Origin of the sequence: Kitasatospora sp. GAS204B (genome assembly GCF_029892155.1) — a bacterium.
Taxonomy (GTDB): domain Bacteria; phylum Actinomycetota; class Actinomycetes; order Streptomycetales; family Streptomycetaceae; genus Kitasatospora.
This window is the reverse complement of record NZ_JARZAG010000006.1, coordinates 1-15,292: the sequence shown is the minus strand read 5'-3', so window position 1 is coordinate 15,292 and position 15,292 is coordinate 1. Positions and strand designations below refer to the sequence as shown.

Annotated in this window: 10 protein-coding genes, 1 tRNA gene and 1 pseudogene; 8 read left to right on the top strand and 4 right to left on the bottom strand. The window is 72.3% G+C overall.

Annotated elements, in window-relative coordinates; all coding sequences use genetic code 11:
• Positions 1–5: 5 nt before the first annotated feature.
• Positions 6–1,133: a multicopper oxidase domain-containing protein gene (locus P3T41_RS09925; RefSeq protein WP_280689286.1), complete on the bottom strand. Its 1,128-nt coding sequence runs from the start codon at positions 1,131–1,133 to the stop codon at positions 6–8.
• 261 nt (positions 1,134–1,394) lie between these two features.
• On the opposite strand from P3T41_RS09925, the gene P3T41_RS09920 reads away from it, so the two are divergent.
• Both P3T41_RS09920 and P3T41_RS09915 read left to right on the top strand, forming a co-directional pair.
• Positions 1,395–1,796 (top strand): SHOCT domain-containing protein, encoded by a 402-nt coding sequence (locus P3T41_RS09920; protein ID WP_280689285.1) that lies wholly within the window; start codon positions 1,395–1,397, stop codon positions 1,794–1,796.
• A 110-nt stretch (positions 1,797–1,906) separates the two neighbouring features.
• A complete protein-coding gene (locus tag P3T41_RS09915; RefSeq protein WP_280689284.1) occupies positions 1,907–3,937 on the top strand; it encodes a glycoside hydrolase in 2,031 nt (676 codons plus the stop codon).
• Between the two features lie 58 nt (positions 3,938–3,995).
• Here P3T41_RS09915 and P3T41_RS09910 read toward each other — a convergent pair whose 3' ends face one another.
• A complete protein-coding gene (locus tag P3T41_RS09910; protein WP_280689283.1) occupies positions 3,996–4,685 on the bottom strand; it encodes a response regulator transcription factor in 690 nt (229 codons plus the stop codon).
• Positions 4,686–4,836: 151 nt separating this feature from the next.
• On the opposite strand from P3T41_RS09910, the gene P3T41_RS09905 reads away from it, so the two are divergent.
• Positions 4,837–4,910 (top strand) — tRNA-Met (locus P3T41_RS09905).
• Between the two features lie 71 nt (positions 4,911–4,981).
• Here P3T41_RS09905 and P3T41_RS09900 read toward each other — a convergent pair.
• A complete protein-coding gene (locus tag P3T41_RS09900; protein ID WP_280689282.1) occupies positions 4,982–6,460 on the bottom strand; it encodes an FAD-dependent monooxygenase in 1,479 nt (492 codons plus the stop codon).
• Between the two features lie 294 nt (positions 6,461–6,754).
• On the opposite strand from P3T41_RS09900, the gene P3T41_RS09895 reads away from it, so the two are divergent.
• The 4 genes and pseudogenes from P3T41_RS09895 to P3T41_RS09880 all read left to right on the top strand — a co-directional run bounded on the left by P3T41_RS09895 (position 6,755) and on the right by P3T41_RS09880 (position 13,383).
• Positions 6,755–8,368, top strand: a complete 1,614-nt coding sequence (locus P3T41_RS09895; RefSeq protein ID WP_280689281.1) for a peptide chain release factor 3 — start codon at positions 6,755–6,757, stop codon at positions 8,366–8,368.
• A 317-nt stretch (positions 8,369–8,685) separates the two neighbouring features.
• A pseudogene (locus tag P3T41_RS09890) lies at positions 8,686–10,632 on the top strand (APC family permease); the annotation flags it as partial.
• A 647-nt stretch (positions 10,633–11,279) separates the two neighbouring features.
• Complete coding sequence (locus tag P3T41_RS09885) at positions 11,280–12,554, top strand: bifunctional GNAT family N-acetyltransferase/ATP-binding protein (protein WP_280689280.1); 1,275 nt, start codon at positions 11,280–11,282, stop codon at positions 12,552–12,554.
• An 82-nt stretch (positions 12,555–12,636) separates the two neighbouring features.
• The gene (locus P3T41_RS09880; RefSeq protein ID WP_280689279.1) at positions 12,637–13,383 is read left to right on the top strand and encodes a class A beta-lactamase-related serine hydrolase; all 747 of its coding nucleotides are present in this window, start codon (positions 12,637–12,639) and stop codon (positions 13,381–13,383) included.
• Between the two features lie 245 nt (positions 13,384–13,628).
• Here P3T41_RS09880 and P3T41_RS09875 read toward each other — a convergent pair whose 3' ends face one another.
• A complete protein-coding gene (locus P3T41_RS09875) occupies positions 13,629–13,922 on the bottom strand; it encodes a hypothetical protein (RefSeq protein WP_280689278.1) in 294 nt (97 codons plus the stop codon).
• Positions 13,923–14,141: 219 nt separating this feature from the next.
• Here P3T41_RS09875 and P3T41_RS09870 point away from each other — a divergent pair, with 219 nt between their 5' ends.
• Complete coding sequence (locus tag P3T41_RS09870) at positions 14,142–15,149, top strand: DUF3048 domain-containing protein (RefSeq protein ID WP_280689277.1); 1,008 nt, start codon at positions 14,142–14,144, stop codon at positions 15,147–15,149.
• Positions 15,150–15,292: the final 143 nt, after the last annotated feature.

Below are 15,292 nucleotides of genomic sequence, written 5' to 3'. Positions count from 1 at the left end.
CCGGGTCACCTGGTGACGCGGTAGCGGCCCGCCATCCCGCCCATCATGTGGTGCGCGACGTGGCAGTGGTAGATCCAGTCGCCGGGGTTGTCCTCCAGGTACTCGACGGTCAGCGTGCTGGACGGCCCGATCAGCTGGGAGTCCACCCAGCCCTGGTAGCCCTGGCCGCTGCGCCAGCGGTGCCCGTGCAGGTGGAACACGTGGAACTCGGAGCCCAGCGAGGCGATCCGCCAGCGCACCCGGTCACCGACCTTGGCGGTGAAGGTCGGGGTGTTGTCGAGGTAGGCGCCGCCGTTGACCAGGTTGAGGTTCTGCACGAGTGACGGGACGTCGGACCTGTAGAGGTCGTGCAGGAAGACCACGAACTCGCGGTCCACCGCCGGGGTCTTCTGGTCGGTGACCACCAGGACGCCGAACAGGCCGAGTTCCGCGCCGATCTCCATCATCGGCTCGGCACCCGCCCGCACGGCCTGCGGCGCCGCGTGGTCGTGGTAGGGCCAGGTGCCGACCGAGCCGGGTGGGCAGGTCCAGGTGTAGGTGTAGCTGCCCCCGAACGGGACCGCCGTACCCGGGTGGTCGGGATCGTCTGCCAGCCAGCCGCCGTCCGCGTCACGGCCGTAGCGCACGCCGTGCGGGTGCAGGCTGTGCGGCCACTTGTAGTGCTCGTCGTTGTTGCGGAAGTGCACCCGCAGGACGTCGCCGACCTCGGCCCGCAGCACCGGACCGGGGATGCCGCCGTTGGCGCCCACCCCCTGCGGCCCCGTGTCCGCGTCCAGCAGCCGCCCCCACCCCTCGGTGTAGGCGCGCAACCCGATCGCCCAGAACGTGCTCTGCTCGGGCTTGATATGACGGCCCATCATGGCGTCGTAGCCGTTGGGTACCGCGTTGTGCTCGAAGGACTCGGCCTGGATCCAGTACTCGCGCACCCGCCCGCTCGCCCGGAAGGTGTCCGCCGCGAACGGGTCCGCCCCGGTGGCGGCGGACGGCTCGGTCAGGGCCTCGGCCGAGGCCGGGAGCGTTGCCGAACCGATCAGCGCGGTGGCGGCACCGCCGGCCAGCAGCGTGCGGAGCGCGGACCGGCGGCCGTGGTCGTCGTTCCGGGTGGTCTCGGGTGATGCCTGGTCAGCCGACATGGGTCCCTTTCGGTGGGGACGTGGGGTGGGGGGCGGGGGGCGGGCCGACTCGACCGCCCGCGCGGAGGATCGGCACTCCTCTGGCGAGGCTAGGCACAGTCCGCCGCCAGTCCCGGTACCTGCCCTGGCGCAATCGCCCGGTCGGCCGAACCGGTTGCTCCGGGCAGTCGTCCTGGGTCGCCGCAGGTCGCTGGCGCTAATACAAGCTGATATGCCTGTTTTGTCCGCTCGCATCGGGCGAGCCGCGCCCAGGAGCCACCGGTGACCAACTACCCCATGCTCAACCTGTTCTGGACCATGCTGGAGTTCTTCGTCTGGCTGCTCTGGCTCTTCCTGCTCTTCAAGGTCATCACCGACATCTTCCGCAGCCACGACCTGAGCGGCTGGGGCAAGGCCGGCTGGATGGTCGTGGTGATCCTGCTGCCCTTCCTGGGCGTGCTGCTCTACGTGATCTTCCGCGGCAAGGCCATGGCCGAACACGACCGGGAGCAGGCCCAGCGCGCGGACGAGGCCGCCCGGCAGTACATCCGGGAGGCGGCCGGGCCGTCCGCCGGCGGATCCGGCTCGCACGCCGACGAGCTGGCCAAGCTGGCCGATCTCAAGGCCAACGGCGCGCTGACCGAGCAGGAGTACCAGCGGGCCAAGGAGAAGCTGCTGGCCTGACCGGCCCGCGGCATCCCGCCGCTTCTCATGGGAGCCCCGCCGGACGGATCGATCCGTCCGGCGGGGCTCCCATAAGAAGCGCTCTTAGGAGAGCTCGCCACCCTGGGAGCATGACTACCACTACCTCTCATCGGGCGGTGCGCAGCCGGCGCCGCCGGGCATCGATGGCGGCGCTCGCGCTGGCGGGCGCCACCGCGCTGGGCGGGCTGAGCTGGCCGTCCGCGTTCGGCGCGACGACCGCTCGACCCGCGGTGCGCCAGCACGACGGTGTCGTCGAGATCCCGATCAGCGGCGGCACCGCCGAGCTGCGGACCGACTCGCTGGCGGTGACGGCGCGTGGCGGCGACGGCCGGACGCTCGTGCTGTCCGCACCCGCCGCGCAGCCGCTCGGGCGGCCCGGCAAGGTCACGGTCAGCGGCGGCACGGCGAGTTGGACGCTGCCCGACCAGGGCCTGCGCGTCACCGCGGCGGCCGTGCGCGGACGACTGCAGGTCACCGTGCACGACGACCGGGACGGGGCCAAGTTGTCCTGGCCGGTCACCGGCACCGATCCGGCCGCCGCCCAGTTGCAACTGCCGCGCGGCGAGGGGCTGGGCATTGCGGTCGCCGACCCGTTCTGGAACGCGAGCGACACCGGGGTGGCCGGTGCCTCGTACGATCTGGAGACCGATCTGAGCCTGCCCCTGTGGGGGTACACGTTGGGCGGACGCGGGGTCAGCTACCTGGTCCCGCAGCCGATCGGCACCTCGCTGGGCCTCAGCTCCCAGGCCGGGCGGCTGGACGGCACCGCCGTGCACACCTTCGCGCGGCGCGAGGGCACCCAGGACTACACCGTCACCTTCGCGCTGACCGACCCCTCCCCGGTCGCTCCCGCGCAGGACTACCGCCGCTGGCTCACCGAGCACGGCCAGCTGGTCACCCTGAGCAGCAAGATCGCCGCGAATCCGCAGGTCGCCAAGCTGCTCGGCGCCTTCCACGCCTACACCTGGGGCACCGCCCGCACCGCCCAGGGCATCCAGCAGATGCAGGCGCTGGGGCTGTCCCGGATGTGGCTCGGCTACGACGCCGACGCGCAGCCGATGGACGCGACCGCGGTGGCCGCCGCCGAGCGGGCCGGCTACCTGGTCGGCCCGTACGACTCGTTCGCCAACGGGCAGGACCCGGCCACCGCCGACTCGCCGACCTCCGCCTGGCCGGCGCCGGTCTACCCGGACTTCTGCGTCCACCAGCAGGACGGCTCGGTGCTGGCGGGATTCCACGATCGCGGCTGCTACCTGAGCTCGCAGGCGTTCGCCCAGCACGACCAGTACCTCGCCCAGCGCACCGCGCAGATGACCGCCAACGGGGCCGACAGCTACTTCCTGGACGTGGACGCGGCCGGCGAGCTGTACGACGACTTCAGCGCCGACCACCCGATGAACCAGCAGCAGGACCAGGCCAATCGGATCGCCCGAATGCGCCAACTCTCCGGTCCCGACAAGCTGGTGCTCGGCTCCGAGGCCGCGCACAGCTGGGCCGCGCCGGTGATCGACTTCAGCCACGGTTCGCAGACCGTGCCGGCGGACGGGCTGTGGCCGCTGGAGAAGAACAAGGACGTCTGGGGCGGCTACGTGCCCGCCGCCGCGCCCGGAATCTTCTTCAAGCCGGTGACGCTGCCGGCCGACCTGTCCAAGGCGATGTTCGACCCGGTGTACCGCGTCCCGCTGCTGGAGACCGCGCTGCACGACTCGCAGGTCAACCTCGACCGGTGGGAGCTGTCGTACACCAAGATCCCGGCCCTGGAGCAGGACCGGGCGCTGCAGGCGATCCTGGACGACACCCCGCTGAACCTGGTGCTGGACGGCCCGACGCTCGCCACCGACGGCAAGCAACTGGCCGCGCTGCAGCAGTACTTCGCACCGCTGCACGAGGCCGCCGGGACCGCGCCGATGACCGGGTTCCGGTATCTGAGCGCCGACCACCAGGTGCAGCACACCGAGTTCGGCGACGGCGTGCTCCAGGTGACCGCCAACTTCGGGACCAGCAGCTACGGTTCGGGGCCCGACGCGCTGCCGGGCGGGTGCGTGGACGCCAAGCTCAAGGGCGACCGGCAGCCGCGCCGGCTCTGCCCCGGCACGCTGCCGCAGGCACCGCTCAACTGAGCACCCGGATCAGCGGCTGAACGCCGGCCGCGGCCGCGCCCCGCCGTCCGGCGCTCGGTCATGACACGTCCAGCCGGTAGCCGATCCCGTGCACGGTGTGCACCAGGCGAGGCTCGCCGCCCGCCTCCAGCTTGCGGCGCAGGTAGCCGATGTAGACGGCGAGGGAGTTGGAGCCAGGACCGAAGTCGGCGCCCCAGACCCGGTGCATGATCGCCTCCCTGGTCAGCACCTGTCCGGGGTGCCGCAGCAGGAGTTCCAGCAGCGCGAACTCGGTGCGGGAGAACTCCAGCGGCCGGCCGCCCCGGCTGCCGGTGCGGCTCTGCGGGTCCACCGTCAGGTCCGCGAAAGCGCGATCGTCGCGCTCCGCCGGGCCGGACCCGGTTCGCCGCAGCACCGCGCGCAGCCGGGCGGTCAGCTCGTCCAGTGCAAACGGCTTGACCAGGTAGTCGTCGGCGCCCGCGTCCAGCCCGGCCACCCGCTCGCTCACCGAGTCGCGGGCGGTGAGCACGATGATCGGCAGCCGGTCCCCCGCCGCCCGCAGCCGGCGGCACACCGCCAACCCGTCCAGTGCCGGCATCATCACATCCAGCACCACGGCGGCCGGCTCCCAGCGGGCCACCTCGATCAGCCCGGCCAGGCCGTCGGCGGCGCCGCGCACCTGGTACCCCTCGATCTCCAGTCCGGTCTCCACGGCGGCCCGCACCTCGGGGTCGTCGTCGACGACCAGCACCCGCAGCCCACTGCCCACGCCGCCCCCGCCTCTTCGACCCTGCTGCTCCTGCGGCCCCGATCGACGGGGCCGTCCACCAGCGAGGCGACGTCACCGGGCCCGCTTCCGGTTCCGTCCGGGGAACGGATTTCGCTTCTGGTCCGCACTGCCGTACAGTCGGGTTCACCGACGCGGGGTGGAGCAGCTCGGTAGCTCGCTGGGCTCATAACCCAGAGGTCGCAGGTTCAAATCCTGTCCCCGCTACTACATGTGGCACGTGAGGCCCGGCACACCTGGTGTGCCGGGCCTCGTCGCGTTAGGTCTCGGCGTTCGGTTCAGTCGCGGCCGATCAGCGCCAGATAGGCCGGCAGCTGTGCCGGATCGCGGGTGGCCAGACCCAGATAGCCGTCCGGCCGGATCAGGAAGAGCCCGGGTTCGAAGAGCGCCGGCTGCGCGAACTCCCGCACCAGCAGCCCGGGAGCGCGCACCTCGGGCGCCGGGCGCCCCACCGCGAGGAGGGTGGCGTGCGGGCCGCGCAGCAGGTCGAAGAGGCGGCGGCCGGCCAGGGCGGTGTCCGGGACCCGGTGGCCGGCCCGCAGTGCGTCCTCGGGCAGGTCGTGGCGGGTCTCCACGCTGAGCGGGCTGTCGGGGTAGCCGATCTCCAGTTGCGAGGTCTGCGCGGCCCGGCGCACCACGGCGGGCCTGCGGCCGCGGTAGGAGTGGTGCAGCCGGCTGCTGAGCTCCAGCACGTCGGCGGCCACCGGGCGGCGCTCGGCCTGGTAGCTGTCCAGCAGCGTCGGCGGCGCGCCGTGCCGCAGCACCCGGCCCAGCTTCCAGCCGAGGTTGTAGGCGTCCTGCACGCCGGTGTTCAGCCCCTGGCCGCCGGCCGGCGAGTGGATGTGCGCGGCGTCCCCGGCCAGGAATGCGCGGCCGACCCGGAACCGGTCCGCCAGCGCCGCGCGCGGGCGGTAGTCCGAGGTCCAGAGCACCTCCAGCACCGCCTCGGCGGGCAGCGAGGTGCGGGCCGCGATCACCGCGCGAACGGCCTGCGGCGAGGTGTCGACCGGGCCTTCGCCGGTCCGGCCTTCGTCGATCGGGACGGAGAGCGCGAAGTGGTCGGTCCCGGGCAGCGGGCAGAGCGAGAGCGTGTCGCCCGGCGCTCTCGTCCACATGTGCCAGTTGCCGCGGTCGAGCCCTGTTAGCCGGACGTCGGCGACCAGGGACGAGCGCCGGTCGAGCGTTTTGCCGGTCATCGTCACCCCGAGCGCCGCACGCACCGTGCTGCGTCCGCCGTCCGCGCCGACCAGGTAGTCGGCGCGCACCGTCCTGGTGCTGCCGTCAGCCCGGGTCAGTACGGCCCGGACCGAGCACTGATCCTGCGTCAGCGAGAACAGCGCCGTGCCGAATTCGACCTCGCCGCCGAGCTCCCGCAGGCGGGCGTGCAGGATCTCCTGGGTGCGCCACTGCGGGAGCATCCAGCCCACCGGGTAGGGCACGCCCGCTCGGGCCGGGGCCGGCGCCACCAGGTCCCAGACCTTCCGGGTCGCGTCCGGCAGGCGGCTGAGGACCCGCGGCAGCGGGCCGCCGGCCGCGCGCACCGCGTCGATCACGCCGAGGTCGTCGAAGACCTCCTGGGTCCGCGGCTGCACCCCGCGACCGCGCGAGCCGGGGAAGAGCGCGTCACTGCGTTCGATCACCAGGGCCCGCACGCCGCGCCTGGCCAGGTCACAGCCCAGGGTCAGCCCGGTGGCGCCGGCACCGACCACCAGCACCTCGCAGGTCTCGTCCTCGTTCCGCGCATCGCTGAAATCCATGCGGGGAGCCTGGGTCAGTGCCGACTGATCGTCAAGTGGCCACCGGCGCGGCGACGATGAGGCGGCTCGGCGCCGCGCGCGGGAGGCGGCGATCCCCGGGGGCGACCGGTTCACGCGGGGCGCTCAGCACGAGGTTCGAGGTCACACCGTCCGGCCTAATAGAATCGACCCTCGGGCCTGCGGACCAGACGCCGGGCTCAGCAGGTACGGATCAGCAGGTACGGAGAGGCATCACCGGCCTGATGCCCTCCCCCAGCCTCCGGCCGGGGGGACCCCCAGCCCGCGAGGAGACACGTGAGCAACGAACAGCCCGTCCCCGTCCAACAGGTCCTCAACGAGGCCGGCCGCCGGCGGACCTTCGCCGTGATCAGCCACCCGGACGCGGGCAAGTCCACGCTCACCGAGGCGCTGGCGCTGCACGCGCGGGCGATCACCTCGGCGGGCGCGGTGCACGCCAAGGGCGGGCGGCGCGGGGTGACCAGCGACTGGATGGAGCTGGAGCGCGAGCGCGGCATCTCGGTGACATCGGCGGCGCTGCAGTTCGACCACCGCGGGCACGTGATGAACCTGGTCGACACCCCCGGGCACGCCGACTTCTCCGAGGACACCTACCGGGTGCTGGCAGCCGTCGACTGCGCGATCATGCTGGTCGACGCGGCCAAGGGCCTGGAGGAGCAGACCCGCAAGCTCTTCGCGGTCTGCCGCCACCGCGGTGTGCCGGTGATCACCTTCATCAACAAGTGGGACCGCCGCGGTCGCAACGCGCTCACCCTGCTGGAGGACATCGAGACGCACCTGGGCATCACCCCGGTGCCGGTGGTCTGGCCGGTCGGCGACGCCGGCAACCTGCGTGGCCTGGTCGAGGCCGAGAACACCGAGCAGATGCTGCGGTACACCAAGGTGCCGGCCGGCACGCACGCGGCGATCGAGGAGAAGCTGACCGCCGAGCAGGCCGCCGAGCAGGAGGGCGAGGACTGGGCGAACGCCCTGGAGGAGCTGGAGCTGGTGCTCTCCTCCGGCCCCGGCTACGACCAGGAGGCCTTCGAGTCCGGCAAGATCAGCCCGGTCTTCTTCGGGGCCGCGCTGACCAACATCGGCGTGAAGCTGCTGCTCGACGCCGTGGTCGACCTGGCACCGGCGCCCGGCCCGCGCCCGCTGGCCAAGGGCGGGGCGCGCGAGGTGGGCGAGGAGTTCTCCGGCCTGGTGTTCAAGATCCAGGCCAACATGGACCCGGCGCACCGCGACCGGATCGCCTTCGTCCGGGTCTGCTCCGGCGTCTTCGAGCGCGGCATGAACGTGACCCGCGCCGCCAGCGGCCGATCGTTCGCGACCAAGTACGCGCACACCGTGTTCGGTGCCGAGCGCACCGTGGTCGACACCGCCTACCCCGGCGATGTGGTCGGCCTGATCAACGCGAGCCAGCTGCGGGTCGGCGACACCCTCTTCACCGGCCGGAAGGCGGAGTTCCCCGCGCTGCCGGCCTTCGCCCCCGAGTACTTCGCGGTGGCCCGTCCCAAGGACATCAGCCGCTCCAAGCAGTTCCGCAAGGGCGTCTCGCAGCTGGACGAGGAGGGCGTGGTCCAGGTGCTGGTCTCCGACCGGCGCGGTGACCAGGCGCCGGTGATGGCGGCGGTCGGCCCGATGCAGTTCGACGTCGTGCTGCACCGCATGGAGCACGAGTTCTCCTCCCCCATCACGCTGGACCACCTCTCGTACCGGCTCGCCCGGGTCACCGACGCGGCCGGCGCCGCCGAGCTCGGCAAGGCCCGGCTGACCGACGGCGAGGTGCTCACCCGCCGTTCGGACGACGTGCTGCTGGCACTGTTCGCCGACAAGTGGCACCTGAACGCCTTCCAGCGCGCCAAGCCCGAGGTGCTGCTGGAACCGCTGATCGCCACGGCCGACTGACCGAGGGCGGCGCCACCCACGAAGACGGACCGAGACGGCTGAGCCCCGAGCAGGGGGCTCAGCCGTCTCGGCTTTCCCGGCCGCCGTCCTCGGGACGCCGACGTCGAGAACACGCGAAGAGCACGCCGAAATAACGCGGCTATAACACCAAGTGAGTTGCGCCACACCGGGCCCGATAAGAACGCGTCAAGAATGGGCAGCGACGCGCCGCCAACTGGCTTTTGACGTCAAGAACGCGCTAAGCAGTGCAGGTGCAAAATGACAATGCGACCGCCGTGGCGCCGGAGCGCCCCCCTGGCGCGGCCACCGGACCCGGCGTGCTGCCGCCTGAAGTCGACCTGCCGGAGAGCCTCGGCTACCGGGTGAAGAAGGTCCTGCTCGGGCCGCCGCTGGTGACTTCGGAGCTGCACAACGAGAAGCTCTCGAAGCCGATCGCCCTCGGTGTGCTGGCGCCGGACTGCATCAGCTCCAGTGCGTACGGCACCGAGCAGATGCTCACCGTGCTGGTGCCGACGTTCGGCGTGCTGGGCTTCGCGCTGGTGATGCCGGTGACCGGCGTCATCCTGGCGCTGCTGCTGCTGCTCACGCTCTCGTACCGCGACGTCGTCATGACGTACACCCGGGCCGGCGGCTCGTACGTGGTGGCCCGGGAGAACTTCGGCCCGCGGGTGGCCCAGGTCGCCGCGGTCGCACTGCTCATCGACTACATCGTCACGGTGGCCGTGCAGACGGCGGCCGGCACCGACGCGGTGGCCTCGATGCTCCAGTTGCTGTTCCACACGAACATCGACTCGGAGAAGCTGTACATCACCCTCGGTGTGGTCTGCCTGCTCTGCTACGGCAACCTGCGCGGCATCCGCGAGGCCGGCAAGGCCTTCTCGCTGCCCACCTACCTGTTCATCCTGGCCACCGGCCTGACCGTGGTCGTCGGCATCTTCCGGCTGATCACCGGCAGCCTGCCGCAGCTGTCCACCGCCGACCTGCACGCCTCCGGCGTGATCGACATCGGCCATTCGACGAACGGGCTGCTGACCTTCGCCTCGCTCTTCGTCCTGGCGCGCGCCTTCGCCAACGGCGGCTCCTCGCTGACCGGCCTGGAGGCCATCTCCAACGGTGTCAGCGCGTTCCGCGAGCCGCAGGGCAACAACGCCCGCCGCACTCTGGTGATCATGAGCGCCACGCTCGGCACCCTGGTGCTCGGCGTCTCCGTGCTGGCCTGGCAGACCCACGCCGTGCCGTTCAGCTCGGGCAGCCCGACGGTGCTCGCCCAGGAAGCGCACCTGGTGTTCGGCCAGAGCGGCTTCGGCTCGGTGATGTTCGCCTTCGTCCAGATCGCCACCGCGCTGATCCTCTACACCGGCGGCAACACCTCGTTCAACGGCTTCCCGTTCCTGGCCAGCTTCGTCGCCGAGGACTCCTTCCTGCCCCGGCAGCTGACCATCCGCGGCCACCGCCTCGCCTTCTCCAACGGCATCATCGTGCTCACCGGCGTGTCGCTGGTGCTGCTGCTGGTCACCCGCGGCAACCTCACGCAGCTGGTGTCGCTCTACGCGATCGGCGTCTTCACCGGCTTCGTGATGGCGGCCAGTGGGCTGGTCAAGTACCACTGGAACCGCCAGGAGAAGAACCGGATGGCGAAGGTCGCGGTGAACGCCGCCGCCGCGGTGGCCTCGGCCGCCGTCGTGGTGATCTTCGCCGTCACCAAGTTCACCGAGGGTGCCTGGACGGTCGTGGTGATCTTCCCGATCGGCGTCTGGGCACTGATCCGCACCAACTCCCGCTACCGGGCCGAGAGTGCCGCGCTGGCCACCGCGCCCGCCTCGGCGAGCCTGCCGAGCCCCAACCGCAGCACCGTCTTCATCCTGGTCGACCGGCTCGACCTGTCCGTGCTGCGCGCCCTGCACCACGGCCGCAGCCTGCGGCCCACCGAGCTGCGCGCGGTGCACTTCATGGTCGACGACCGGGCCGCCGAACGGCTGCGCGCCCAGTGGGACGAGAGCCGCGCCGCGGACGTCCCGCTGGAGATCATCGACTGCCCCGACCGCCGGCTGCGCCGGGCCACCGCCGAGCTCGCGGCCCGCGCCACGGCCGACGGCCGCACCCGGGTCACCCTGGTCATCCCGCGCCGCGCGTACGGCACGCTGATCGGCCGGCTGCTGCACGCCCGGGTCGGCGACCGGATCGCCCAGGCGGCCAGCCGACTGCCGAACGTGGCGGCCACCATCGTGCCGTTCGACGTCAGCCAGGCGATCGACGACCTGGACACCGACAGCCAGCAGGGCGTGGCGGCGGACCTGGCTGCCCATACGGCCGGAGGTGCCCGCCCCGCCGAGCACCGCGTGCAGGCCCTGCCGGTCGACGCGCCGACCGCGGACCCGCAGACCGTGCCGGCGCCCCGCGCCGACGGTCTGACCCAGATGCGCGACCTGGTCTGGCGCGAGCGGGCCAGCGTCGAGGGCCAGGTGCGCTCGGTGCACGTCACCCCCGTCTCGGGCGTGCCGCAGCTGCAGTGCCAGCTCTACGACGAGACCGGCGGCATCACCCTGGTCTTCTTCGGCCGCCGTGACGTGCCGGGCATAAGCCCCGGCGTGCGGCTGCGCGCCGAGGGCATGATCGGCAACACGGACGGGAACCTGACGATCGCCAACCCGACCTACACGCTGCTGCCCAAGACCGAGGGGCAGCCGGCGGGCTGACGGACGGCGACGGTTTCGCCGAGGAGCGGCGGTGTCGGGGTTTCCCGGCGCCGCCGCTTCGCGTTTCCCGTCTGCTGCGGGCTGTGGCGGCATTTCGGGCCAGGGGCGATTCGTCGGGTTGCCGGCCGTGGCTTGTCCGCTCTGTCCAGCGACCTCGATCCGGCGGTGGCCCTAGCGTTCGGGGACCACGGCGGACGGACGAGAGGGTGGCACGCGTGAACTGGCTGATCCACGACTACCGCGAGGAGGACCTGGCGGCGGTCGTCCACCTGATCGACAGCACGGCCGGCCTCGGCCAGGAGTCGGTCTTCTCGCCCGCCGAGTGCATCGGCGCGCTGACCGGGCGGCAACCCGCCGTGGTCGCCGTCCACCAGGGCACCCCGATCGGGGCCGCGCTCGCCTGCCTGGCCGGCGACCGCGGCTGGGTGATGCGGATCGCCATCGCGCCCGCCTGGCGCGGCCGGGGCCTGGCCAGCGCGCTGCTGCGGGAGCTGGAGCGGCGACTGGTCGCCGCGCGGGTGCGGCGGATCGCCTACGTGCTGCCCGAGGAGGAGCTGCTCGGCGAGGGCCTGCGCAACGCCGGCTACCAGCGGCGCCCGGCCGCCGCGTACTTCGAGAAGGTCGAGCCGGCGGGCGGCTCGGCCACCGACCTGCTGGAGGAGCTCGGCGGCCGGCTGGTGTCCGGCGACCTGTGGGCCGCCGTGGCCGGCATGGCGGCCGAGAAGGACCTGATCGAGCGCCGCGTGGTCCTGCCGCTCGCCGAGCCGGAACGCGCCGCCCGGCACGGCGTGCGGCCGCCGCGGGCGATCACCCTGTTCGGCCCGCCCGGCACCGGGAAGACCACCTTCGCCCGGGCCATCGCCTCCCGGCTCGGCTGGCCGTTCGTCGAGCTGCTGCCCTCCCGGCTCGCGGACGAGGGCAATCTCGCCGCCGCGCTGCGCACCGCCTTCGCCCGGATCGGCGAACTCGAACGGGCCCTGGTCTTCATCGACGAGGTCGAGGAGATCGCCCCGGTGCGCGGCGACGGCCCGGCCGCCGGCAGCGGCATGCACGGCGTCACCAACGAACTGCTCAAGCTGATCCCCCGCTTCCGCGAGGGCGACGAGCGCCTGCTGGTCTGCGCCACCAACTCGATCCGCAGCCTCGATCCGGCCTTCCTGCGCCCGGGCCGGTTCGACTACCTGATCCCGATCGGCACCCCCGACGCCGCCGCCCGCGCCGCCATCTGGACCCGGTACGCCGGGCCGAGGACGGACGTCGACCTCGACGTCCTGGTAGCGGCGAGCGAGCTGTTCACCCCCGCCGACATCGAACACGCGGCCCGGATCGCGGCCCAGGCGGCCTTCGAGCGCGACCTGACCGGCCCCGGCCAGCCCGCGGGTGCGGGGACCGACGACTACCTGGGGGCGATCGGCCAGTGCCGGCCGACCGTCACCGCGGCGATGATCGAGGAGTTCACGGCGGACATCGGCTCGCACGCTCGGCTGTGACGTTCCCGCCCGGTCGTGACGTGGCCGTCGGTATGGTGACAGCCTGTCACCATACCGAGCGCGCCAAGGCGTAGCATGAGGCGTGCTCTCGATCGCCCTCGCACCCTGGCGCGGCTCCCCGGTCCTGCTGCGGAACGCCGACGTGCCGCACGTGGCGGCCAGCACGATGAAAGTGGCCGTGCTCGCGGCCCTGTACCGCAGCGGGATCGACCTCGACCTGCCGGTTCCGGTCCACAACGACTTCGTCTCGGCAGTCGGCGGCCACTACGCCAACTCACCCGACCAGGACAGCGATCCGCGTCCCTGGGGACTGCTCGGCGCGAGTGCACCGCTGCGCTGGCTCGCCGAGCGGATGATCACCCACTCGTCGAACCTGGCCACCAACCTCTGCCTGGCGCAGGTGGGGGTGCCGGCGGTGGCCGAGGTCTGGCAGCGGGCCGGCGCCACCGGCAGCAGCACCCCGCGCGGCATCGAGGACTCCCCGGCCAGTGCCGTCGGGCTTCTCAACCGGGTCACCGCCCGTGACCTCATCCGGCTGCTGGAGTCACTGCACGCCGAGGAGTTGGCCGTTCTCGAAGGAAATGTGCACCGCGTGGACCTCGCGGCCGGGCTGCCACCGGGCACCCGGACCGCGTGCAAGAACGGCTGGATCGACGGAGTTCGCAACAGCGTCGCGCTGGTCCACCCCGAGGACGCCGCGCCCTACACGCTCGCCGTCTGCTACACCGGCCCGCTCGCCTCGGGCGACGACGTGGTCGACCCGGCGGCCCGGCTGCTCGCCCGGATCTCGTCCCAAGTATGGGAACGCCGCGGCGGGTTGATGCCATAGCCGGCTGTGCTGCTCGACGGACCGGGAAGGGCCGCGCACACCCCAGGACCCGCAAGGTGGGCTCCCTGCGCCGGCATTGTCCGGGTCAGGTGGTGGAGGTCGCCTTCCGGTCTCACAGACCTTCCAGCCTCTCAGCCCGGCCGGTCCAGCACAGTCCCGGCCGCGAATCCCCACTCGCCGTCCGAGACCCTCATCCGGTCGAACTCCCTCGCTCGCCCTGCGGGCCTCGTTCCAGGATACTCCCGTCACTCCCGGCGCAGCGACGGCACCGACAGCGGACTGCGCACGTCATCGGCCCGTGCGAGACACGTCAGGGACTCCCGGTACTCCTCGCGCGCGACCAGCCCCGCCAGCAGCGCCGCGGCCAGCAGGCACTCGGCCTCCTCCCGGGTGAGCCCCGGGCCGACCACGGCGGGCAGCGCGCGCAGCTCCGCCGTTCGACGCCGGCGCCGCCCGATGAACCGCACCAGACCTCGCACCGCCCGCCCCACCCACCTGCCCGCCAGCACGGCCGCCATCAACACCAGTACCACGATCACGACGGCCACCTCCGCACCAGCCGAACCCTCTCCCCTCCAGCCTCCTCCCTCGAGCCGCATCCCACAGTGCGCGCCGGGTCGGCGGGCGGGAGCGGCGATCCGGCCTGCTCTCGCCCGGTCGGCGCTCGGTACCCACCGGGCTTGCCCGGTTCCCCAGTTGCCCGCGCCCGGTCCGAACGGGCCCATTACAGTGAAGCGGGGGCAGGAGGTGGTCTCGGAATGCCGAACTTCCCGCGGCGCAGGTTCGCCGCTCCCGTGGCCGCGGCCTTCGCACTGGCGCTGATCGGCGTCGGCGGCTGCGGCAGCAGCGCGACGTCGCACCCCACGACCTCGCCGACACCCAGCGCGTCGTCCAGCACCGCCGGCGGGCTCTCACCGCTCACCGGACTGCCAGGCCCGGCCGGGCAGATCGTCGCGGTGAAGGTCGACAACATCGTCAACGCCCGCCCGCAGACCGGGATCAACTCGGCCGACGTGGTCTACGCGATCGAGGTGGAGGGTGGGCTCTCGCGGTTCCTCACCATCTTCGACAGCAACCACCTGCCGCCGGGCGACAGCGTCGGCCCGGTGCGCAGCGCCCGCGAGAGCGACCTGCCGATCCTGCAGCAGTACGGCAAGGTCGACTTCGCCTACTCCGGCGCGCTGAGCCGGTTCCTGCCGGTGCTGAGCGACGCGAACATCTTCAACGCCTCTCCGCAACAGGACAGTTCCTCGTACTTCCGGGGCACCGGCAACGTCGCTCCGTACAACCTGTACGTGCGGCCCTCGGGGATCCTGCACACCTTCCCGGACTCGGCCCAGGCCAAGGACATCGGGTTCAAGTTCGGCCCGGCGCCGGACGGCGGTACGCCGACCGACAGCTTCACCGCGACGATGCCGGCCGCCTCGTTCACCTTCACCTGGTCCGCCGCGCAGGACAAGTACCTGGTGGCGATGGACGGCAAGCCGGCCATGACCACCGACGCCGGGCAGATGGGCGCGCCGACCATCGTGGTGCAGAAGGTGGCCGAGACCACGTCGCCGCGCGGCTTCATGGACTCCCCCGGGGTGCTCTCCCCCTACGCGCCGACCGTCGGCAGCGGGCAGGCGGTGGTGCTGCGGGACGGCAAGGCGTACCAAGGCAGTTGGTCCAGGACCGACCCCAACGGCGGCACCTCGTTCAGCTTCGCCGGGCAGCCGTTGAACTTCCACCCCGGGCAGGTCTGGGTGGTGCTGGAGCCCCAGTGAGCTGACGTCGACTGACCGCCGATCGGATCCGATCGGCGGTCAGTCGACGTCAGGCAGGCCGGCGGCGGCAGTCGGCGGTGATGGAGGTTTGGGGGTGGGGCGGGGTGTTCAAAGCGGCCCCCGCCGCCCACGCCCCCCCCCCC